General features: G+C 56.0%; 16 protein-coding genes and 2 pseudogenes. 10 read left to right on the top strand and 8 right to left on the bottom strand.

Translation table 11 applies throughout. The features are described from left to right. Positions 1 to 29 precede the first annotated feature (29 nt). Entirely contained in the window at positions 30 to 1,040 is a 1,011-nt protein-coding gene (locus tag AC2FLU_RS12450) for a sialic acid TRAP transporter substrate-binding protein SiaP (protein ID WP_480483577.1), read from the bottom strand. 100 nt (positions 1,041 to 1,140) lie between these two features. Continuing rightward, positions 1,141 to 2,433 carry a Gfo/Idh/MocA family protein gene (locus AC2FLU_RS12445; RefSeq protein ID WP_496808177.1) on the bottom strand — a complete coding sequence of 431 codons (1,293 nt, stop codon included), beginning with the start codon at positions 2,431 to 2,433 and terminating at the stop codon, positions 1,141 to 1,143. On the opposite strand from AC2FLU_RS12445, the gene AC2FLU_RS12440 reads away from it, so the two are divergent. Both AC2FLU_RS12440 and AC2FLU_RS12435 read left to right on the top strand, forming a co-directional pair. Next, a complete protein-coding gene (locus AC2FLU_RS12440; protein ID WP_170328650.1) occupies positions 2,432 to 3,085 on the top strand; it encodes a GntR family transcriptional regulator in 654 nt (217 codons plus the stop codon). The two genes, AC2FLU_RS12445 and AC2FLU_RS12440, sit on opposite strands and share 2 nt — an antisense overlap. An 882-nt stretch (positions 3,086 to 3,967) precedes the next feature. Further along, complete coding sequence (locus AC2FLU_RS12435; RefSeq protein WP_496808178.1) at positions 3,968 to 5,614, top strand: arylsulfatase; 1,647 nt, start codon at positions 3,968 to 3,970, stop codon at positions 5,612 to 5,614. A 386-nt stretch (positions 5,615 to 6,000) separates the two neighbouring features. Here AC2FLU_RS12435 and AC2FLU_RS12430 read toward each other — a convergent pair. The 5 genes and pseudogenes from AC2FLU_RS12430 to AC2FLU_RS12410 form a co-directional block, all read right to left on the bottom strand. Next, a pseudogene (locus tag AC2FLU_RS12430) lies at positions 6,001 to 6,144 on the bottom strand (IS6 family transposase); the annotation flags it as partial. 477 nt (positions 6,145 to 6,621) lie between these two features. After that, positions 6,622 to 7,238 (bottom strand): annotated as a pseudogene (locus tag AC2FLU_RS12425) (transposase family protein); the annotation flags it as partial. Positions 7,239 to 7,479: 241 nt separating this feature from the next. Beyond that, entirely contained in the window at positions 7,480 to 9,309 is a 1,830-nt protein-coding gene (locus AC2FLU_RS12420; protein WP_496811995.1) for a caspase family protein, read from the bottom strand. 38 nt (positions 9,310 to 9,347) lie between these two features. Beyond that, entirely contained in the window at positions 9,348 to 10,028 is a 681-nt protein-coding gene (locus tag AC2FLU_RS12415) for a DUF928 domain-containing protein (protein ID WP_480494782.1), read from the bottom strand. Next, a complete protein-coding gene (locus tag AC2FLU_RS12410; protein WP_480519321.1) occupies positions 10,025 to 11,935 on the bottom strand; it encodes a CHASE2 domain-containing protein in 1,911 nt (636 codons plus the stop codon). Before AC2FLU_RS12410 ends, AC2FLU_RS12415 begins: the two co-directional genes overlap by 4 nt. Positions 11,936 to 12,376: 441 nt before the next feature. Here AC2FLU_RS12410 and AC2FLU_RS12405 point away from each other — a divergent pair, with 441 nt between their 5' ends. The 3 genes from AC2FLU_RS12405 to AC2FLU_RS12395 are packed head-to-tail and all read left to right on the top strand — an operon-like array spanning position 12,377 to position 17,178. After that, positions 12,377 to 13,372, top strand: a complete 996-nt coding sequence (locus AC2FLU_RS12405; protein ID WP_480623466.1) for an HlyD family secretion protein — start codon at positions 12,377 to 12,379, stop codon at positions 13,370 to 13,372. Continuing rightward, complete coding sequence (rbbA, locus tag AC2FLU_RS12400; RefSeq protein ID WP_496808180.1) at positions 13,369 to 16,062, top strand: ribosome-associated ATPase/putative transporter RbbA; 2,694 nt, start codon at positions 13,369 to 13,371, stop codon at positions 16,060 to 16,062. Before AC2FLU_RS12405 ends, rbbA begins: the two co-directional genes overlap by 4 nt. After that, positions 16,063 to 17,178, top strand: a complete 1,116-nt coding sequence (locus tag AC2FLU_RS12395; RefSeq protein ID WP_480473994.1) for an ABC transporter permease — start codon at positions 16,063 to 16,065, stop codon at positions 17,176 to 17,178. 98 nt (positions 17,179 to 17,276) lie between these two features. Here AC2FLU_RS12395 and AC2FLU_RS12390 read toward each other — a convergent pair whose 3' ends face one another. Beyond that, positions 17,277 to 18,056: a GlxA family transcriptional regulator gene (locus AC2FLU_RS12390; RefSeq protein WP_496808181.1), complete on the bottom strand. Its 780-nt coding sequence runs from the start codon at positions 18,054 to 18,056 to the stop codon at positions 17,277 to 17,279. Positions 18,057 to 18,179: 123 nt separating this feature from the next. Between AC2FLU_RS12390 and AC2FLU_RS12385 the strand changes: the two genes are divergently transcribed. The 5 genes from AC2FLU_RS12385 to AC2FLU_RS12365 are packed head-to-tail and all read left to right on the top strand — an operon-like array spanning position 18,180 to position 21,081. Beyond that, entirely contained in the window at positions 18,180 to 18,899 is a 720-nt protein-coding gene (locus AC2FLU_RS12385; RefSeq protein WP_496715131.1) for a CoA transferase, read from the top strand. Beyond that, a complete protein-coding gene (locus AC2FLU_RS12380) occupies positions 18,874 to 19,131 on the top strand; it encodes a hypothetical protein (protein WP_496715130.1) in 258 nt (85 codons plus the stop codon). The genes AC2FLU_RS12385 and AC2FLU_RS12380 overlap by 26 nt, the downstream gene beginning before the upstream one ends. Then, positions 19,128 to 19,448 (top strand): hypothetical protein, encoded by a 321-nt coding sequence (locus tag AC2FLU_RS12375; protein ID WP_496715129.1) that lies wholly within the window; start codon positions 19,128 to 19,130, stop codon positions 19,446 to 19,448. The genes AC2FLU_RS12380 and AC2FLU_RS12375 overlap by 4 nt, the downstream gene beginning before the upstream one ends. A gap of 4 nt (positions 19,449 to 19,452) precedes the next feature. Then, on the top strand, positions 19,453 to 19,704 hold the full coding sequence (locus AC2FLU_RS12370) for a hypothetical protein (protein ID WP_496715128.1): 252 nt from the start codon (positions 19,453 to 19,455) through the stop codon (positions 19,702 to 19,704). Between the two features lie 6 nt (positions 19,705 to 19,710). Next, positions 19,711 to 21,081, top strand: a complete 1,371-nt coding sequence (locus AC2FLU_RS12365) for a N,N-dimethylformamidase beta subunit family domain-containing protein (RefSeq protein ID WP_496808182.1) — start codon at positions 19,711 to 19,713, stop codon at positions 21,079 to 21,081. Positions 21,082 to 21,297: the final 216 nt, after the last annotated feature.

Here is a 21,297-nt window from a genome sequence, read left to right as displayed (position 1 = left end):
ATGGTTCTCCCTCCCCTGTCTTACTGGGTTCAGTTGCCCAGAGCGTTGATCTGATCCAGAACGCCTTCGGGCCATGAGCCAGCGAATTCGCTGTCCAGATACATAGACTGTACCTGATCGCGGAACGCAGCGAGATCGGGTTCGTAAATCTCCATGCCCTGCTCTTTCAGGAAGCTGACAAGATCCTCTTCTTTCTGAAGCTGCTTCTGGCGGCCTGATTCAGCTGCTGCGTCCGCAGCTTCCTGAACCTTAGCTTGCTGTTCCGGTGTCAGCCCGTCCCAAACTTCTTTGCCGATGGCTATATAGTTCAGGTCGACCAGATGCGATGTCAGGACGATCTGATTGGTCACTTCATAGAACTTGGCGTCAACGACGGTCGGCAACGGGTTATCCTGCCCGTCAACGGCACCGGTCGACAGCGCGGTATAGACTTCGGAGAAGGCCATCGGTGTCGGCGCGGCACCCAGCGCCTTGCCAAGGAACTGCCATGCGTCGGTGCCCGGCATCCGCAGATTCACGCCTTCCAAGTCTGCGGGCGTCGTGACTGTCAGCTCATCCTTGGGCTGGCGCAGGTTCACCTGACGACGGCCCAGATACATGACCGACAGCAGTTTGACGCCTAGTTCTTCTTCGGCCTTCTGCTTAAAGGCATCCATCAAGGGATCGTTGAAGACAGCTACCTGATGCGCGGCGTCCTGGTGGACATAGCCTGCGGTAAAGATCGAAAACTCGGGGAAGAACTGTGCCAGTTCCTGCGCCGAGGTGATCGACATTTCCAGGTTACCCCGGCTGATGGCGTCCAACTCGGTGCCTTGGGCAAAGATGGTTCCATTATAGCTGGGCTCGTAGCTTGCGAAATCAGCGACCATGGGCGCGAAAACCTCGGCCATAGCGACCGAGCGCTGGTCGGTCTCCGATCCTGATGTTGCGAGGCGAAGTTGCACTTTGTCTTCCGCCAGCGCACCGCTTGTCGCGCCAAACAGAACACCGGTTGCAACAAGGGCTGATACAGCAGCCCGGCGGGTAAGTTTGGTAATCACTTTGCTCCTCCCTGAGACATCATGATGCTTCTTTTTTGCGATTCAGAGTTTTGACCTATTTTGGAAATTTTGCAAGATTTTTTGCAAAATATCAGATATTTTATACTGCCGTCATATCTACCATTGGTGTTTTTTGTAAGTTTTTGATTCTGACCGTTTCACCTGTTCTGCAAGAATTCTGAATAGCTTCAATAACTTGGAGTGTTTTAAAACCTTCCCATCCAGACACAATCGGCACTGCTTCGTGCCGAGCTACTTCAATAAAGTGCCTGAGCTGATTGACCAAAGGGTCAGACGCACCCTTCTTCAGCGCGGTTGATGAGATTGGCGTCCACCAGTCCCGTTGCTCACTCTGGTAACTCCACAGGCGAAGATCGGGAACGGACAACGAACCATGAGAGCCACCGATCATATAGCTACTCTCTGTGGTCGAAGGATAGATTGGATATTCCTGAGACGTCATCTCCCAGCTCCATGGAGCAACGATGCTGTCGGACACACTTATGGTCCCTATCGCCCCGCTTTCAAACGTCAACAGCGCACCAGCAACATCTTCGTTGTCGTAGCCCCGCTGCGATGCAGCCGACTGAGCCTGTACGGTCACAACTTCTCCGGCCAGGTACCTCAGCAGATCCACATCGTGGACAAGATTGACCGAGATGGGCCCTGCACCGGGTTTCTTTCTCCAGGGCGCAGCATCAAAATACTCGTCTGGCTTATAGAACCAGCAATTCGCATGGACAGCGCGCACATCTCCAATTTTTCCATCGACAATGGCTTCCTTAGCCGACCTGATCAGAGGATTGTGTCTGCGATGATGGCCGACCATCAGTGGCACATTGGCCTTCTCCGCAGCTTGAACAAGCTCAAGTGCAGCGGTGGCTTCTACGGCGATCGGTTTTTCGACAAGAACAGGACAACCGTGTCGAACACACGTGAGGCCTTGTTCAACATGAAGCGTGGTCGGGGTCGCAAGAACAGCTCCGTCCGGCGTCTGAATTGCAAACATTTCCTCGAGGGTTTCGTAACATGCGACCCCGTGCTCAACGGCGTAAGCACGGCCTTCATCGCTGGGGTCGACCACCGCGACGAGATCAACATGGCGCAACGCTCGTATAGCGTCTGCGTGGCGGCGTCCAACAAGGCCAATGCCGACAATGGCAATGCGAAAGTTCTTAGACACTTTGCTTCCTTCCGGAGGGTCCGGAAAATCCCGAAACCGATGATTGCGATCGGGCTGCTTTGCCCAACTTGGCCACGACCGTATTGGGGTTTTCGCGATTCCGCAATAATGTATGATATTTTTATTTTTACCATACATCAGTTTGGATTGCTGATGTCTCTGAAAAATGCTAATTGAACGAGGAAACTGATAATATCGGGTGAAACGCATGGCGAAACAGCCGTCTACGATAGGTGCAAGTACCTATCAGCGCATCAAGCGGGACATCATCTTCGGGGAGTTGCAGCCCGGCTCCAAACTGAAGCTGGACGCCCTGAAGGAACGCTACTCGGCAAGCCTTTCGACACTTCGTGAAACGCTGAACCGGCTCGCCAGCGATGGATTTGTCGAAGCTCCCGAGCAACGGGGTTTTCTGGTCACGCCAGTTTCACGAGAAGACCTGACCGAGATTTCAGAGCTGCGCGTTCTGTTGGAATGCCACGCGTTAGAGTTGTCCATTGCGAATGGCGACACGGACTGGGAAGGCAACCTCGTTGCCGCACACCACAAACTGCACCTGATGGAACAGCAGCTTCTCAAGGGCGACGAGTCCGAGAAAGAAACCTGGAAACGATATGATTGGGAGTTTCACCAAGCGATGATCGCGGCCTGCAACTCCAAGAACCTTCTGTCTCTGCACTCGATCATCTACGACAAGTATCTGCGGTATCAGATGCTGGTGCTGACATATCGCGGCGAAGAGGCCGTCAAGGAACACAAGGGCATGTTCGATGCCGCGCTGGCCAGAGACGCTGACACGGCCAAGAAACTGTTGGAAGATCACATCCGAAACGGCCTCACCCACACGTTGGAGGCTATGTAATGCGACATGCTGATTGTGTGCTTCGACGTCTTCAGGTCGATTTGGCAGGGAATATCTCAATATTCCACATCTAGATCGAGAAGTTTGTGAGCGGCCCGAAGCGGACGTTCATCGACACATGTCGCCGCTGCGGTGCGGCCCGTCGAACCGGCCGTTCGCTGCAGGCGCAAATTTTCAGGGTGCACGAACTCACAGTCTGCGGACTTTTCGGCCATTGGCCCGCTTTCACCGGAGGACCGCAAACAGTGCAAACCGGACATTAAATAGGAAGGTCTCAAAATTTTGGCTACGCAAAGTTGCCCACGGTCTAAAGCGATGGCCTGCTCTGGGTGCGCCCAACCCAATTCGCGATTACGGCCGCTTCTAGCGCGTTGGTCGAACTGAGCCGCCCAATTTTAGTGGTCCAAATTGAAAGTTAGTGCATGATTGGCCTTTGATCTATCAGGACGAAGACTTCCGGGGCGGATTTGCACACGACGAAACTTTGACAAATAGATGAATCGCAATAATGTAATGTGAGTTGTTGGTTCTCTGCCGTTTTCCACTGACAACCTTCGTTGAACATGAGACGGTCAAACTTTTATGCGGGTAAAGCAAGCGCTATTCGTGGGTTAAATCACTCAAAAAAGTGAAACGTTGATTTAGACTTAAAATCGACGACAGAGATTACTGAGGATGATCGCAAGGATCATCCAAAGTTTAGTGTCCTATCGACTAGTTGTTCGGTGTGATTAAACGGCGCCCCGAGAGGCCGATGTATCCAAAAGTATAAGAGGCCATTCGGAATAGGTCGTAGTGTGTTCAGTTCTGCACTGTATCAAAACCTTTAGAAACGCGCAGTTTCAAAACTTTAATACTTTTTACCCGGAGTAGGAGATAAACATGATTAAACCTCACCAAGTTGCCACGCCATTGGCTGCTTTCTTTTGTACTTTCGCGATCTCCGCGACGGCTCAGGATTTCGATCCGACGTCTTTGTCGACCTATGGCAGCAAGCCCAACATCATTATGATCGTTTCTGACGATACTGGGTATTGGGACCTTGGTGCCTATCATGGGGGCGCCGCGCGCGGCATGGACACGCCCAATCTTGATCAAATGGCCAAGCAAGGGATGATGTTCACAGATTTCTACGCTCAATCCTCTTGCACGCCGGGGCGTGCCGCGATGCAGACCGGGCGTTTCCCGAACCGCTCGGGCATGACGACGGTTGCTTTTCAGGGTCAGGGAGGTGGACTACCGGCGGCAGAATGGACGATTGCGTCTGTTTTGAAGCAGGCTGATTACAACACTTACTTCATGGGAAAATGGCACCTCGGGGAAGCAGATTATGCCATGCCGACAGCCCATGGCTACGACAAGATGGAAAACACATTTCTCTATCACCTGAATGCGTACACCTATGCGCTGGACGACTGGAATGTGCAGATGTCCGATGATCAGAGAGCATTTTACAAAGAGAACACCACCGGCGTTTTTGAAGGCGTGGCCGGAGATCCTGCCAAGGAAGTGCTGACTATCGAAGACATGACGACTGCTGATTTGGCCGCGCTGGACAAAGTTGGTGCGGAAAAGGCGGTGGCAGAACTGGAGCGTCTTGCTGGCCTGGACCAACCATTCTTCATGTCTATCAACTGGGCTGCGAACCACCAGCCTAACCTGCCGTCGCCTGATTTTGTGGGCAAGTCGGCGGTAAAGAACAAGTATGGCGACAAGGTGGTAGAGCTTGATTTCCACACTGGTCAGATCCTCGACAAGGTGGAAGATCTCGGAATTGGGGAAAATACCCTGATCATTTACACTGTTGATAATGGCGCATGGCAGGATGTGCATCCTGATGCTGGCATGACACCGTTTCGTGGCACCAAAGGGACTGACCGTGAAGGGGCATACCGCGTACCTTTCTTCGCAAAGTGGACCGGTAAGATCGAGCCGAACACGAAGTCGAGCGACATCACCGGCGGCACCGATCTGATGGCCACCTTTGCCAACCTCGCCGGCGTTCCGTTGCCGACCGAAGACCGGGAAGGGCAGCCGACGATTTTTGACAGCATTGATATGGCTCCGGTCCTGTTTGGAGAGGCCGATCCACAGCGCAACACCTGGGCGTATTTTACCGAGAATGAACTCACTCCAGGCGCGGTGCGCGTCAATGAATGGAAGGCCGTCTTCAACATGCGCGGCGACAACGGTGCGCGTGCCGGATCCGAAGCTCCTGCTGCCGAATTGGGATGGCGTGGGGCCGAAATGTACGTTGCTACCGTTCCGCAGGTGTTCAACCTTTGGGAAGACCCTATGGAGCGCTACGACATCTTCATGACCACCGGGCGTGAGAACACTTGGACGATGCCGACACTGATGGGCGAGGTTGAGCGGGTTGTGAGAACCTACATCGACTATCCCCCACGTCCGGTGCAGAGCGAATCCTACTCCGGCCCAATTACGCTCAGCGAGTACCACCGCTTCACGACGGTGCGTGACCAGTTGAAAAAGGACGGCTTCAATTTGAGCCTGCCAACCGGCAACTGACGCAAATGGTCGGGGCGTCGTTATGCGGCGCCTCGACACATCGAAAATGTGAAACGGAGTAAGTGCTTCTTCACAGTTTCTCTAGGCTGGAGTGAGTTTTTTTGGATACTATTGGCGAATGCCACGGACTTTCGCTCAGCGCCCGCAATCCCCTTAACTTGTGATTCTAAAAGGTGATCTACATGTCAAAGCACTGGTTGATCAAAGCAGCCTTTGGATCCGCTTGTCTGGTAATCGCCAGCACACAAGCCTTCTCTGACCCCCTGAAGTCTTGGAACGGCGGTGCGACGAAATCTGAGATAATCAACTTCGTGAAGACTGTATCGGATGAGAGGTGCTGTCAGACTAATTCGAACTAGTCTCAGTTTGCCGCGGAAATCGCGAACTTATCCGGAACAAAGTTGACGCCACTCGCTAAGAGCGGCGGCGCGGGTCAGCTTGAAGGTGTCTCGACTGGCTAACGATCTTTCCTGGTTGAAGTGGTTGTAAACGGAGGAATGGACGGAGGCGAATTTCTGCAAACTTCGCATAAGGGCTCACATCGCCAATTTCCGACGATTTGTGAATATCAGATTCAGAGCACTGGGTCGACTTTGTAAAGTCAGTAAACTGCGCATCGCCGTCATTCGGGCATCGCGCAGCACCGGTCAAAGTGGGCTCTATTAAGACCTTAGCCGCAGCGTCGACGAAGGACCTTTACTCAGATTGGGTCAGAAATGCTTGACGTTTGGGTCAGAATTGAATGACGCGATTTGTAGATTTATTGAGGTTTTGGCTGTCGATTGAGTCAAATATCAGTGACGTTCCACAGTAATTTGTCAGGCGACACATAGTTCTGCCACCAGCGACAGAACCTTGACTTTTTTGCCTCACTTCCTTCATCCAGCACCTAGACCGATTTCATTGATCCTGACTTCCTTTTGGTGAAATCAGGGCTGATTTGCAGATCAGACGCCGACGGCGTCTGTTCCTGCTGATCTGCCACGTGACGAACGCGGATGGGGCGAGCCTCCCCATTTCCAGTTGGGCTCGTATGCTGTGAAGTCCCGGTTCAACAGGTTCGGCGCGATATTGAAGGCGTTATTGCAGTCGGTCGTCACTTTGTATTACTTCGATCTCTCGACTCGTATGCTATTTTCACGCATCAACCGACCAACACGACGACGCCCGACGCTCAGACCAAGTTCCTTCAACTCGCCAGTCATTTGTGGACGGTCGTGGCTGCTCAGGCTGAGACGAGATCGCTCCTGGACATGAGTCAGCACGACCGCGTTGGTCCGCTGCCTTTGGCTGGCTGGGCGGCTGCAATAAGCGCGCAGGATACATGAGCTGACATTCAGAACTTGGCAAAGGCGGTTAACTGGGAATTCGCTTCCATGCTCTTAGATGAAACTAAACCTCATGGCTTCTGGCTCGCGAAGTAGGTTGTTGCCTTTTTTAGAATACCCCTCTCCTCATTGAGAACCCGGTTCTCCCGTCGAAGTCGCTCGTTTTCACGGGCGAGGTCCAGATCCTTGTCCGACACAACGCCGGCGTTACGATGCGCCGGTACCCACTTGTTCAGCGTCGAAAGGCCAATACCTAAGTCTAAAGCAACCCGCCGACGTGTCAGCCCGCTCGTCAGCGGAGTCTACACTGCATCAGCACGGAAATCGTCCGTCCGTTTCAGTCCCAAAGTCCGTCTCCTTTGCTGCAATAAGTGCCATCAAAGGAGCGGCATCAAACCGCGACACGTCCAGATCGGGCTTGAGAGCGATCGGATTTCGATTGCATTGCAAGTATTACTAGCCGGGATAGCCCCTGTCTGAATCTTTTGTAGAGCTGAGCAATGCACCTGGGCTGCAATCCATTTGAACTTATCCCGGTTAGGGCAACCTGCCTTCCAGAACGACTGAACGTGCAAAGCGTCCCGACCCGTCGAACCATTGTGTCGGCACGATCTCACTCAGGTCTCGGCGTCCGTTTCGTTCATACTGAAACTGAGCGAAAGCCTTGTTGCCTTTCCCATGGGTCTTGTTCGGTTTCGATGGTAACCAATTTGTGAAATTGACCGGCTCTCCGGTGTACCACCGCCAGCCTGTCACGGCATTTTCTTCCTTTGGGTCCTTCCGGAAGCCGAAATAGGGGCCAGCCTTGTAACTGGTGTTGGTTCGACTGTCATAGCCTTGTTCAAACAAGGCCGGATCATGGGCGATCATGCGCACCACGAATGCGTTCTCGTCAGCCGATGTCAGGGATGCAAGATCGATGCCACAGCTCTCGGCGAGGCGGCGCGCGTCGTCGATCGAGCCGGAATAAATCATGGCGATGTAGAAGCTGCCCCGGTACTTGCCATAGATGCTTTTCCGCAAGCCAAGGCACTTGAGCACTGTTATGATCTCTTCGTTTTCACCCAGCATTTCAAGGTCATCCGGCATTTGACGCACAACAAATGGATTGCTGACAAAACTATCGTCAGACCCATCCTGCCATTCCATTCGCAAGCTTGCCAGAACGGCCGCATCGACATGGCCCGTCGGATCAAGCCCTCGGGCCTCCTGCAAAGCCTTTATTCCCGCCCGCGTCTTCAGTCCGAACGCGCCATCCGGCACGCCGACCTCGAAACCGGCGGTATTGAGCGCCTCTTGCAGACGCTGTTTCCGTTCGCGGTCCGGTAAAAGGAAATCCTCCATTGTGGACAGGTGGCCCTGTTTCTTCAGCCAATCCGGCGTAATCTCGGCCATGCGCCCCAGAATCTCGGGCTCGACGATGGTGGCCGCCCGGTACTTGCCGGCGACCAGCGACCAGCCACGCATGGTGTTCACTTTCATCGCGGCGCTGATTGCAGTGTCGCGGGTCGCAAGGGGGCGCACGGCGACGGGCTGGGTCGTCTGGTCTGCAGGTGCCAGCATTGCCACCTGTTCGACCTGTGGCACAAGGTAGATGTCTTCGCCAGGCAGTGAGCCATATGTAAATGGCTCCTGAAATCCATCCGTAAGCTCCACCACCCGATCGCGCACCCGGCGAAACATTTTCCCAAGCTCCAACCCCGGCTGTTCGATATGTTCCAAAAGTGCCGTCGCATAGGGGCTGTTCCGGCCGCCCCCGTCCTGCGCCAGCGTTCCACCACGCGCGGCATAGCCCACGACAACCCCACCAGGTTCCACTGCGGCCAGCCCACGCCCGATCGACCGAGTGGCCGACGCGCGCGACATCTGCGCAACGAAAGGATTGTTGCGGCAGGCATCGACCAGAACCAGTTTCAGCCCCGGCGTATCGGCAATCGAATTCACGATTGCATCCAGACGAATGGCCTCGAAGTCGACGTCGCGGTCGCTTTTCAGTGCTGCGTTCACCGGGATCAGGTAGTTGGTATTCTCGATCTCAATTCCGTGGCCCGCGAAATAGACAAGCGCCACATCGGCACCCGCGGCAGTTTCGGTAAAGTCCCGAAGCGCGAAGCGCATACCGTTGTAATCCAGGTCCAGACCCGTGGTGACCTCGAACCCTATACGTGCCAGCGATTTCGAGATGTCCTGAGCATCATTGATCGGGTTCTCCAGACTCGAGACATGCTGATAAGCGGAATTGCCAATGACTAGAGCCACGCGTTTTTCCGTCGCCGCAAAGGCCGCTGCTGAAATGGTGCAGATCAGTGCAACGGCCAGCAGAGCGCAGCGTAGAGCCAGACCCGAAAAAGACCGGTATATCATCATGCGTCCCCCGCCTGTTTGCCGAGGGGTTGGAGCGTGTCCTATGGCAGCGAAATGCCAGCAGACCGGACAAGGCTCGCAAACCCCGCATTCCGGTTGACCCGAACTTTACCCGATAACTCGATTTCGACAAAGGGGTGCAGGGCATCGAACCATAATCCCTTGGCGGCCAAGGCCGGCACATCCTCTGCGGCGGGCTCTGGGGCGGTGACCCGTTCCACGTAAGTCGTCACCGTCGCGATGACGGCCCCCGCCTCAGGTTCCGCCAGAACCACTGTCCAGACATAAATACGCCCCGGCTCCAGCACGAGTTCCGAGCGCGACAGGTCGAGCGCGTAGAACCCTTTTCGGAACCGACCGTTGCCGGAAATACCGACTCCGTTCTGCTGCGACCCGACCGGGGCCAACTGCGCGGACATCTGGCCTGAAAAATTATCAGCCAAGTGCCAGATCAGCGGGGGTTTGCCCAATGTGGTCACGCCGCCGCCAGCCGGTGCGAGCACGGCCAGTGCTCCAGCCTCTTGCCCGACATCGCGCGTGGCAGCGCCGACGCGGTCCGCCGGGGCACCGATGGTGGGCGGAATGAAAATGACCTCGTCTGGATCAGCCTGCTGACTGCCTTCGCTTTCTTGCGCCGACAGGGAAATGGTCGAGCCCAGAAGCAGCAGCAGACCGGTTATCAAAGCGCCAAGAGTGTTTCCCGAACATGCCGGTGTCATCATTGCGATGCCCCCCTCTGTGCCGATCCTGTCAGCAAGAATAACGCAATTTCCCGCGACTTGTCGTCGTGGATAAGGTGCCCGACCAACTGAAACGTGAAATAGCGTCCAACGAGTTCTCGAAGATCAGCGCTGGCACAGATCGTGGTTGCCGACGCGCGCCTAACTTGCAACGCTTTTCCGAATGCCTCGATACGGGCTGCGATGTTCACCGTGTCGCCCATGATGTTGTATTGAAGGCTGCCCGCGCTGCCCAACGTGCCGCCCAAAACCACGCCACTATGGAGCCCGATCCGCAGACCATAAGGTGCCAACAGACCACCTTCTGCATTCAGTCTGTCAATCCGGTCAGAAATTTGCAGTGCCGTCCGGCAGGCCGCGACAGCGTCCTTCTGGATGTCCTCCTCGGTCGTTCGAGGCAGCGGCGCACCGAACACCACCAGGATTCCGTCACCGGTGAACTTCTCAATGAACCCGCCATTTTCGCGAGCGACCTGGCTCATTTCATCCAAAATCCGGCTTGTCCAGTCCATGAAGGCACCCGGTTCGGCCGAGCCGCCGACGGTCGTCGAGCCTTCCAGATCAGCAAGAAGGACACTGACGCGCAAGCGGCGGGGGCGCGGCTTTCCGCCAGCAAAAAGGATATCACGCGCGTTCCATATCTCGGCTGTGAGTTCCGGGGACAGATGATCCGAGAACAGTCTGGCGATGGCCTGGCGTTGCCGACGCGAGATGATCCCGACAGTGAGGAGCGCTAAAAGAAAGGCGGTAAACCAAGCAACCGATGTCGGAACGACCGGCAACCATATGCCACGAGACAAAAGGTTCGAAAGCGCCACTCCAATAGCGATGGCAAGGCCTGGTCCAAGTAGTATGACGGTCAGCACAGTGCGCGACAGAACCCCAGCTAATGCCCCGAACAATGCGCTGGCGAAGATTATCGCCAAGTGCGCACTTTGCCCGGGGCTGCGCATCGGTTGGCTGCGGCCCGCGGCATAATCGATTAATTGCTGGGTGGTGGCTGCATGCACCAATACGCCATAGCTGAATGGCGTCTGTGGCGGGTTGTTCAGCGGTGTGCGGAAATCGTCTTTGATCGACTTGCTGGTAACCCCGATCAGGGCGACTTTTCCTTCGATCATGTCCGCGTCTGCTTGTCCGGCGAGCAAGTCGCGGGCCAGTATGATCGGGGCCATCGGCAATGCGTTGGTGTAATCCAGCAGCACCTGATAGCCCGTATCATCTAGCCCGCGATAGCTGCCGAACCTGTCTTCCAGCCGTCGCACCGGCGTCTGACCAAACAACAGGGTCCGGGGATCGTCCGGCCAGGCTTTCAGGCTGTTTTGACCCGTGGCGCGCAGGGCCAACTGTGTGCTGAACGCCAAAGAAATGCGATCGGTGCCGCTGACCAGCAGAATACTGCGCCGGGCGACACCATCCGCGTCGACGGGGATATCAGCAAACCCCACGCTGCCGTCGTTCTGCGCAAAATCCGGCGCCTCGATGCTCAGCCCGCCGCTGTCGTTCAGTTTCACAACCCAGATCGCATTGGTCTTCAGGAACGCCGCTTCGAGTTGCTGCCGCCCCTCGATCACCTCATTGTCGCGATAGATATCGATACCGATTACAGCGGCACCTGCCGACGACAGTGCGTCGATAATATTCGCAATCTGACCATCTGAGAGGGGCCAGCCCCAGGTGCGCAAATCCTCGTCATCGACCGCGACCACGACAACATCCTGTGCCAACGCATCGCTGGCCCTGCGGTCCAAAACCCAATCGTAATGTGCAAGCTCGGGCCGCTGCAGGTAACCTTCAGAACGAAGGCCTGCGAGGATCGTGAAAACTCCAAGCGCGGCAAGACCCGCCACGAAAAGCGCCTGCACCGGACTAAGAAGCCTTCTGTTCATCTTACAAGTTTGCAGTTGTTCGAAGGTAAATAGCAACTTACGTTCGTTGTTTTCTCAAGACCATCGGGGAGTTTGCGGGGCTGAACGCCGCTCAAACCGTGTCTTTGAGGGTGAACTGTACATGGCGGTCTTTTGAGGAACCTGCTAAAGCTATCGGTTCAGGGTCGAGAAATTGACTCCGATATCGGCCACCACTCGTTTTCACTTCAGCTTGGCTGTCAACGCGGTGCGCATTGCCTTAGTGTGCGAAGCCAGGGTTGGTTTGCATGCCATGTTGTTTCTCTTTTGTGGTAAAGTTTCAGGTCACAAAGGCTGAACATGTCCGGGACAGGGTCGCAGAGTCTTTCTTTGCCCTGACGTCGTTGGCTTGATCCAAAGCAAAGCCCAAGGCTCAGCAGCAGTATAGAGGAATACCCGCAGCGAGTTTTCAGGCGGTGGAAAATGAAGAAAAACTCATTGATTTTTCTTGCTTTGGCTGCGCTCGCGATGGTGGGCGTGGTGGTCTATTCCCTGGTCTCTGAAAACGGGAACCAGTTGCCTGATGGATTTGCGCAGGGGAATGGTCGAATTGAGGCGGAACAGATTGAAATTGCGCCGACCTTAGCCGGACGTGTCGAAAGCGTCATGGCAGTTGAAGGCGGCATGGTCGCCACCGGAGACGTGCTGGCGGAAATGGACAATGATGAGTTGTCCGCCACGCTAGATCGTGCCAAGGCCGAAGTGGCGCTGGCACATCAGACCAAAGTGGAAGCGGAGGCACTTGTTGTGCAGCGGAAAAGCGAACTGCGCCGGGCCGCGCAGGAGCTTCAGCGCGCAACGGCGCTTCTGACTGGGCAGAATATCTCTGAAACGGTTTTCGAAGAACGCGAAACCATACACCAGGTTGCTGCGGCGGTTCTGGGCGCCGCACAGGCACGTGTGGCAACCGCAGAAAGTCAGATTGCTGCCGCCGAGGCCGAAGTGCGCCGTATTGAGGCACTGATCGAAGACAGCTCGCTTTTGGCTCCGACACGTGGGCGTGTGCTTTATCGGCTGGCAGAACCTGGCGAGGTCGTTGCCGCGGGTGAACCAATCCTGACCCTGCTCAGCCTTGAGAATGTGTATATGGAGGTGTTCCTGCCTGCGCGCGAAGCCGGATTGCTGCCTATTGGTGCCGAAGCTCGCATCATTCTTGACGCCCTGCCGGACTATTCCATTCCAGCCTTTGTAACCTTTGTCTCTCCTGAAGCACAATTCACACCCAAGCAGGTCGAGACTTTGGATGAACGCGAACAACTGGTGTTCCGCGTCCGTGTGCGCATCCCCGAGAATCTGGTCCAACGCCGGATTGAGCACGTCAAAACCGGGCTTCGCGGTGTTGCCGTGATCCGGATCGATCCAAACCTTGCGTGGCCAGAGGCGTTGGAACAGGGTATCCCGCCCGAGCTGTTCGAATGACGCCAGAGGCCGACATTGAGATTCGCATCACGGGTGTCACGCACCGGTATCGCAGCGATGTCGCGTTGCAGTCGGTTTCGCTTGATCTTCCCAGGGGCCAGCTGGTCGGCTTCATCGGACCGGATGGGGTGGGAAAGTCGACCCTGCTGGGGTTGATCACCGGTGCAAAGAAACTGCAAACCGGATCAATCAATGTTCTAGGTGGCTTGATCGACGACGCCGCGCACCGACGCCTTATCTGCCCGGCCATTGCCTTCATGCCACAGGGCTTGGGTCGAAACCTTTATTCTGAGTTGTCAGTACGCGAGAACCTTGAGTTCTTTTCGGGGCTTTTTGGCCAAGGGCAAGAAGAATGTGACATCCGGATCAATGCGCTGTTGTCGGCGACAGGGCTGTCGCCGTTTGAAGACCGGCTTATGGGCAAGCTTTCGGGCGGGATGAAGCAAAAGCTCGGCCTGTGCTGTGCTCTGATACATGATCCGAAGTTGCTGGTTTTGGATGAACCGACAACCGGTGTCGATCCACTCTCACGCCGTCAATTCTGGGCATTGATTAATGCCATTCGGGCAGAGCATCCCAGACTGTCCGTCCTTGTGTCCACTGCTTACATGGAGGAGGCGGAAAGCTTTGACCGAATTGTTGCAATGGACGGAGGTCGCGTCATCTTTCAAGGCAAACCTGCTGAACTGAAAGGGCAGGACCGGGATCTCGAAACCGCATACCGGCGCTTGCGGTCACACGATGGTTTTGGATTGGCGTCGGAACAAACACCTGTTCGGCAGGTCAACCCGAACCCTGTGATTTCTGCCCGAGGCCTGACACGTCGGTTCGGGGATTTCACCGCTGTCGACAGTGTCGATTTCTCGATCCATCGCGGAGAGATATTCGGTTTTCTTGGGTCAAACGGTTGTGGCAAATCCACCACGATGAAGATGTTGACCGGCCTGTTGCCAGTCAGTTCCGGAGAGGCATTGTTGTTTGGCAACCCGGTTGATGCACGTGATCGCAAGATGCGTCGCGACATCGGATACATGAGCCAGGCTTTTTCGCTCTATGGCGAGTTGTCAGTTCATCAGAACCTACAGCTTCATGCCCGGATATTTGCAATCCCTGATCGAGAGGAGCGCATATCGGAATTGACCGAACGTTTTGGTCTGACGGCCCATCGCGACACACTAGCTGCCGCGCTGCCTCTTGGAATCAAACAACGTTTGTCATTGGCGGTGGCGGTTATCCATCGTCCCCGAGTTCTCATTCTTGATGAACCAACCTCGGGTGTGGACCCCGAAGCACGCGATGTCTTTTGGGCTTTGCTGATCGAACTTTCGCGCAAGGACTTGGTGACGATCTTTGTCTCCACCCATTTCATGGCCGAGGCAGAGCGCTGCGACCGCGTATCATTCATGCATGCGGGCCGTGTTCTGGCGGAAGGTACGCCCGCGGACCTGATCGCCGCAGAAGGCACCGGCAGCCTTGAGGAAGCTTTCATTTCAGTTTTGGAGGCCGCAGAAAAACCTGCACCTGTCGTGGCACCCAAAGTTGACTTTGTCACCAAGACCAAGGTCACCGGACAAGGTATCGGTCGTGCCCTGACTTACACACGACGCGAAGCGGTTGAAGTGGTCCGCGATCCCGTTCGTCTGGCATTTGCATTTCTTGGCTCGGCGATTTTGATGCTGGTGTTCTGCTTTGGCATATCACTCGACATAGAAGATCTTGAGTTTGCCGTTCTGGACTTGTCTCAGAGCCCGGAAAGCAGGGCCTACACGGAAGAAATTTCGGGATCGCCTTATTTCAAGCAAACGCCGCCTTTGATCAGCGCCACAGAAGGGCGCAGACGGTTGCAGGCAGGGGACGTTTCAATGGTGATCGAGTTGCCACCTGATTTCGGGCGCAAGTTGCGCACAGGTGAACCTACCCAAGTGCTGGCAACCGTTGATGGCGCGATCCCCTTCAAAGGGGAAACAGTCGAGGGGTATGTCGCCGGGCTGCACCAGTCGTTTCTTGACGGGCAGGCGAGGACCACAGGCGAACACGCGGTTGAGATCGCCCGTATTGAACCCCGGTTTCGCTATAACCAGAGCTTTGAGAGCATTGCCGCGATGGCCCCGGCCATGCCCGCCATCCTGCTGATCATGCTGCCTGCCGTGTTGGCTGCGGTCAGCGTCGCACGAGAGCGCGAGCTGGGCTCGGTCGTCAATTTCTACGTAACACCGACAACGCGGCTCGAGTTCCTGATCGGCAAACAGATACCCTATATCATGATTGCCTACGTGAATTTCCTGTTGCTGGCCGCAATGATTATTTTTGTCTTCGATGTGCCGCTTAAGGGCGATCCCCTGCCTTTGGCATTGGGTGCGTTTTTGTATGTTTGGGCGACGACGTCTTATGGATTGCTGATCGCAACCATGACATCGAGCCAGGTGGCAGCGACTTTTGCCACTGCTATCGCTTCGGTCGTGCCTACCATCCAGTTCTCGGGTCTTTTGCAGCCCGTATCAACGCTTGAGGATGGTGCGCAGCTTATCGGCTCTCTCTGGCCCTCATCCTACTTTCTGCACCTCAATGTCGGGGCCTTCACCAAAGGGCTTGGATGGGAGGCGCTCGCACCGGACATTTTGGCACTGGCCTGCTTTGGACCGGCGTTGACACTGATCGCCGCGCTTTGCCTTCGCGCGCAGGAGAAGTGAATGCAGCGATTGTCCTGCATATTCTGGCTTGGCCTGAAAGAAGTGATGAGCCTGCGTCGGGACTGGGTGATGATGGCGCTGTTGGTCTGGTCTTTCACGCTGGCACCCATGATGGAGGCAACCGGCGTAGCGACCTCGGTCAACAACGCGTCGATTGCATTTTCTGATGAGGACAATTCTCCACTGTCCCGAGCGCTTGCCACAGCATATTTTCCACCCGAGTTCCAGCCGGTCGTACAAATCGAACCAGGTAGCGGTCCAGCGCAAATGGACGCCGGAGAATTCATCTTCATAGTTGTTGTTCCACCGGGATTCGAGAAAGACCTAAGGGCAAGGCGCAAGCCTGAAATCCAAGTTCTGATCGACGCCACGGCGATGGAGCAGGCCGGGATCGGTGCCAGCTATATCACCAATATTTTGGGTGCCGAAATTCGCCGCTTTGCGATCGGTGTCGATCTTGTAGATCCACCGCTGGTCGATGTCATCCTAAGAAGCGCTTTCAACCCCAACCGTGATACCGTGCGTTTTGCCGGGATCGTTGCCCTGATCGGACAGATCATGTGGCTTACCACCATTCTGACCGGCGCTGCCATGATCCGAGAGAGGGAGCACGGGACGATCGAGCATCTGCTGGCAATGCCGCTGACCCCGTTTGACATTGCAGCAGCCAAAATCTGGGCCAATGCTGCAATTGTCCTGATCGCGGCCAGCCTGTCGCTGACCTTTGTCATGCAGGGTGCGCTGGGAATTGAAATCTCGGGGTCAAAAGGACTGTTCCTGTTTGGCACTGCCCTGTTTCTGTTCACCGCAACCGCACTCGGGGTTTTTCTCGCTACGATTGCGCGTTCGATGGCGCAGTTTGCGCTTTTGGTCATGCTGATCGTCCTTCCCATGCTGATGCTGTCCGGAGGAGAGACGCCGGTTGAAGGGCAGCCAGACTGGTTGCAGGTCGGGACGCTGCTATTGCCGTCTCGTCACTATATGGCCGCCAGTCAGGCAATTGTGTTCAAGGGTGCCGGTCTCGAAACAGTTTGGCCAGAGTTCATCTGGATGGCTTTGCTGGGCGCTGTCCTGCTGGCAACAAGTCTGGCCCTCTTTCGGAGATCTGTTGAGTAATTGAGCCAAACCGGTTTGGGATAATGTTCAAGGGCGATGTCATAATGCCTCTGGGACGATTGATTTATTCATATGTGACCGAATACCCCGGCCGCCGATCAGCTGTTAGAATCCCCTTCTCCCGCTTCGAAAACTTGCACGCGTCGTTTGGCAGAACCTTCAATCATCCACCTCTTCCGGGCCACATCTTTGGATCGTGTGGGGAGTTTTTTACGCAGGCTGCGGATAAGAGTGGTCGTATTCGCAAAACCGCAACGCAGAGCGATTTCCCCAGGCGCAAGATCACTGTAGAGAAACATTTCGCGGGCGCGTGCCAGTCGTATAAGCAGATAATACCGCCCCGGTGTTGTCTGAAGCTCCGTCCAGAACAGACGGCGCAAGGAGCGTTCGGACATATGAACCTGTTTTGCAAGGGCAGAGACCGGCTGCGGTGTTTCGAGTGCTCCGGACACCAATGCGACAATCCGTTTGAGTTTTGGCGTCACCGCTGACGACAGCGCCTGATCTGGATAAGAGGCACCATGCCGCCTGGAATTGTCATGCAGGAACATCGCCGCGGCGTCAAAGGCAACTGATGGGCCAAACCTGCTCCGGATAAAGTGCGGCATCAGGTCTAGGGCCGCTGCGGCGCTGCTGCATGTCCAGAAACGGCCATCCTGAACATAACGGTCAAAGAGGACATGGGTTTCGGGAAACTCCTCTGCAAACTCCTCAAGAAGCTGCCGGTGTAACGTCGCCTTCCGGTGGTTCAGAAACCCGCCCCGCGCCAGCACCGATGCTCCTGTATCCGCTGCAATCACGGTTGCGCCCTGCATCAGCGGGCCAAGGCTCCGGCCACGGCGCAGCGCAGCACTGCCGAATGGCTGGCCGACGACCATGCAGTCACTTCGGGGCTGGTGGCCGTACTTGATGACCCCCGCCACGGGCGGATGCGTCAGATGGGCAATGTGGCTTGGCTGGCCGACGATCCGGGTGTGATGACCAAAACCGCTGGCCCTTAAGTGGATGGATATCGCAGCGAGCTTGCCCGTGTTTTCGCGGAACCAACCCGAAATTTCAGCGTTGGAGAAGGGCAAGGCGATTGGCTTGATGGGCTCAAGGTTCTGGATCTGACCAACGTCATCGCCGGGCCGACCATCGGGTCGACATTGGCCCGTTTTGGGGCGCAGGTCACACTGGTACAGCCGGTACGACCTTCGGTCGATCCGTGGAACGCGGTGTTTTTTGGCCTGCATGCTCAGCGCGGCAAGAAGAGCATCTTGCTCGATCTGCGTTCGGAGGGCGGGCAGCACGTTTTTTGGCAAATGGTCGCTGAAGCAGACGTAATCACAATGAACGGAACAGACCAGCAACGAGAAAGCTTGGGGCTGAGTGAAGCCCGGCTGACCGAGGTTAACCCGCGTCTCATCGTTGTGCAGCTTGATGCCTGGGGCGGGCCGCGTCGGGGACCAAAATCGGATCATCTGGGTTATGACGATCTCGCACAGGCCGCGACCGGCGCGATGACCCGCTTTGGCGGCGGGCCGGAAACGCCCGAGGAACACGCCCATTTTGGCACGATTGATGCATTGACGGGGCATTGCGCCTGCGTGGCGCTGGGCGCCGCGCTGGAGCGGCTTAGAATGACAGGCAAGGGTGGCATCGCCCGCGCGTCGCTAGCCGCCGCAAGAGAGTTGATTCAAGCGCAGTTCATGTATGATTTCGACACGCGCGCCGTTTGACGAACCTTCGGGGCGTAAAACGCTTGGTTGGGGGCCGTTCTATCGCTGCTATGCCGCGTCCGACGGCTGGATGTTCTTAGCCGCACCGACCGAGCGTCACGCCGCCTTGGCACGCGTGCCTGACCTGTCCGAACTTGCCGGCTTGGACGATACTGATCTGGACTCTGCTCTGTCCGAGCGTTTCGCGCAAAAACCAGTGCTCAGGCTTTCGCTGGGAGCTCGGTGGGTGTGACCCGCCTCGGTTCGCTGCACGACACCCGCGACGCGGGCCTTCAAGCTGAAAGCGCAGGCGCTATCGACATCCGCAATGCAACCTTCCGCGCCGTGCGACATGACCGGCACCCGATGGGGCGCTGGGTTGATCTGGTTGCCCCCAATGCGGTGCGACCGCAGAATGCCAGGATAACCTTGCCCGGCCCGGCGCCAAAATACGGACAAGACAAGCGCGAAATCCTTGCGCGTCTGGGTTATGGTGACACCGAGATACATAGTATGATCGAAAAAGCCGTGGCAGCTGAGAGCTGGTCGGAAAAATATCTGCCGGAATAGACACATGACCCAAAACAAGTTCGGACCGGCAATCACGCCACGCACCCGCGCCAAGGCGCGCCATATCCTAGATCATTATTACATCGGCCCGTCCCGAAATGCTGCGGTTCTCGAGATCTGGGGATATACCCCAAAGATGAGCTATGCCCCCGGAGATCGCGTGGTACTTCATGTGTCGACCACGGCGCGTGAATGGGATCTTGAGATCGGTCGCGACGGGCTGGTCTATCAACCACTCCTGACCGAGACGGGCTAGCCGGGGGTGTATCACCCCACGCCGGAGGATTGCTCGGTCAAGGGTTGTGGCTGGCCCGAGGCCTATGGTTTTTGCATTCCCGAAGACTGGGCGCCTGGCGGCTACCTTGTCACCTTCCGCGCCCGCAGTGGCGACGAGATGGTCGAAGAGCATCACATCATCCTTGTAAGAAGCGCCCCTGATGCCACGCCATCACTCTATGTTCTGGTTTGTGCCACCGGCACATGGCTGGCTTATAACTGCTGGGGCGGCTCGAACCATTACGAAGGCATCACCGGTCCCGAAGGTAACGCCTTTTCCCCGGTTCTTTCGACCCAGCGACCCTGGTCGCGCGGGTTTTGCAGGCTGCCTGAAGGCGCCCCGCGGGCGCTGCGGGAAAAGCTGACCAGACCGGGCGAAATGGTGCGCTACCCCTATATGGAATGGGCTTACGCTTATGGCTATTCCAAGAAATACGCCTCGGCTGGGTGGGCCAGCTATGAACGCCATTTCGCCCGTTGGGCCGAGGGGGAAGGCTATGATTTCGACGTGATCGCGCTGCATGATCTTGAGCACGACCCGAAGCTGCTTGGCCAGTATGCCTGTGCCGTGTTTGTCGGCCATGACGAAAACTGGAGCGCGATTATGCGTGATGCTGTTGACGCCTATGTCGATGGCGGTGGCAACGTTGCACGGTTTGCCGGAAACTTCCTGTGGCAGACCCGGATCGAAGACGAGGGTCACACGCAGATCTGTTACAAGTATATCGCGGATCAGGACCCGCTTATGGGCACCGAACAAGAGCACCTCTTCTCGGGTGCCTTCGAGGTCGCACCAGTTGACCGCCCGGGTGCCTTGACATTCGGAGTTAACGCTCTGCGCGGTGTTTACGCCGGTCTAGGGAATTGCGTTGGCGGCGGCGCAGGCGGCTTTACGGTCTACCGCCCCGACCATTGGGCATTTGACGGAGTCGGGGTCGGCTATGGCGACATTTTAGGCGCGCACGCCCGGATTTTTGGCTATGAGGTCGATGGTCTGGATTACCGTTTCGAAGACGGTCTGCCATTTCCCACCTGTACCGACGGCGCTGTTCCAGAGATCGAGATACTTGCCATGGGGCTTGCCACCAATATCGAGGCAGATCACGGGGTCTGGGGTGAAACGCTCTACATCGGTGCCGACGATGCGCGGTTCAAGGCGCAGGTGCTGTTCGGCGAAGTCACGCCCGAGACGCTCGACACCTGTAAACGTGGCAATGGGATGATCATCTCGTGGCGTCGCGGCAAGGGTCAGATCTTTACAGCCGCAACCTGCGAATGGGTTGCCGGGCTGATCCGCCGGGACGAGCAGGTAGAACAGATCACCCGCAATGTGCTCGACAGGTTGGGAAAGGGTTAGGTTAAGTGCTCAAATGAAGGTTGGGGCGTATTGCCTTTCCAAAGAATTACTTGTTTCGCGGATACATGACCTTCACGTTTACTACCGGCAAGTGATGCGGTGACTAACAACTCGATCAGACGAGAGACGATCAGCAAATTTAAGCCCAAGCCGAACTGGTTTTTTCAGGTTTCACCACACAACAGGAATGGCTTAGCGAATTAGCAAAGGCCGTTT

The organism is Ruegeria sp. SAZD013, assembly GCF_059612525.1.
This window is presented reverse-complemented; position numbering and strand designations above follow the sequence as displayed.

What these genes read in the sequence shown, in the direction of transcription:
- AC2FLU_RS12440 (WP_170328650.1), top strand. Translation starts at nt 2,432, where the DNA reads ATGGCGAAACAGCCGTCTACGATAGGTGCAAGTACCTATCAGCGCATC.
- AC2FLU_RS12445 (WP_496808177.1), bottom strand. Translation starts at nt 2,433, where the DNA reads ATGCGTTTCACCCGATATTATCAGTTTCCTCGTTCAATTAGCATTTTT.
- AC2FLU_RS12435 (WP_496808178.1), top strand. Translation starts at nt 3,968, where the DNA reads ATGATTAAACCTCACCAAGTTGCCACGCCATTGGCTGCTTTCTTTTGT.
- AC2FLU_RS12420 (WP_496811995.1), bottom strand. Translation starts at nt 9,309, where the DNA reads ATGATGATATACCGGTCTTTTTCGGGTCTGGCTCTACGCTGCGCTCTG.
- AC2FLU_RS12415 (WP_480494782.1), bottom strand. Translation starts at nt 10,028, where the DNA reads ATGATGACACCGGCATGTTCGGGAAACACTCTTGGCGCTTTGATAACC.
- AC2FLU_RS12410 (WP_480519321.1), bottom strand. Translation starts at nt 11,935, where the DNA reads ATGAACAGAAGGCTTCTTAGTCCGGTGCAGGCGCTTTTCGTGGCGGGT.
- AC2FLU_RS12405 (WP_480623466.1), top strand. Translation starts at nt 12,377, where the DNA reads ATGAAGAAAAACTCATTGATTTTTCTTGCTTTGGCTGCGCTCGCGATG.
- rbbA (WP_496808180.1), top strand. Translation starts at nt 13,369, where the DNA reads ATGACGCCAGAGGCCGACATTGAGATTCGCATCACGGGTGTCACGCAC.
- AC2FLU_RS12395 (WP_480473994.1), top strand. Translation starts at nt 16,063, where the DNA reads ATGCAGCGATTGTCCTGCATATTCTGGCTTGGCCTGAAAGAAGTGATG.
- AC2FLU_RS12390 (WP_496808181.1), bottom strand. Translation starts at nt 18,056, where the DNA reads ATGGTCGTCGGCCAGCCATTCGGCAGTGCTGCGCTGCGCCGTGGCCGG.
- AC2FLU_RS12380 (WP_496715130.1), top strand. Translation starts at nt 18,874, where the DNA reads ATGATTTCGACACGCGCGCCGTTTGACGAACCTTCGGGGCGTAAAACG.
- AC2FLU_RS12370 (WP_496715128.1), top strand. Translation starts at nt 19,453, where the DNA reads ATGACCCAAAACAAGTTCGGACCGGCAATCACGCCACGCACCCGCGCC.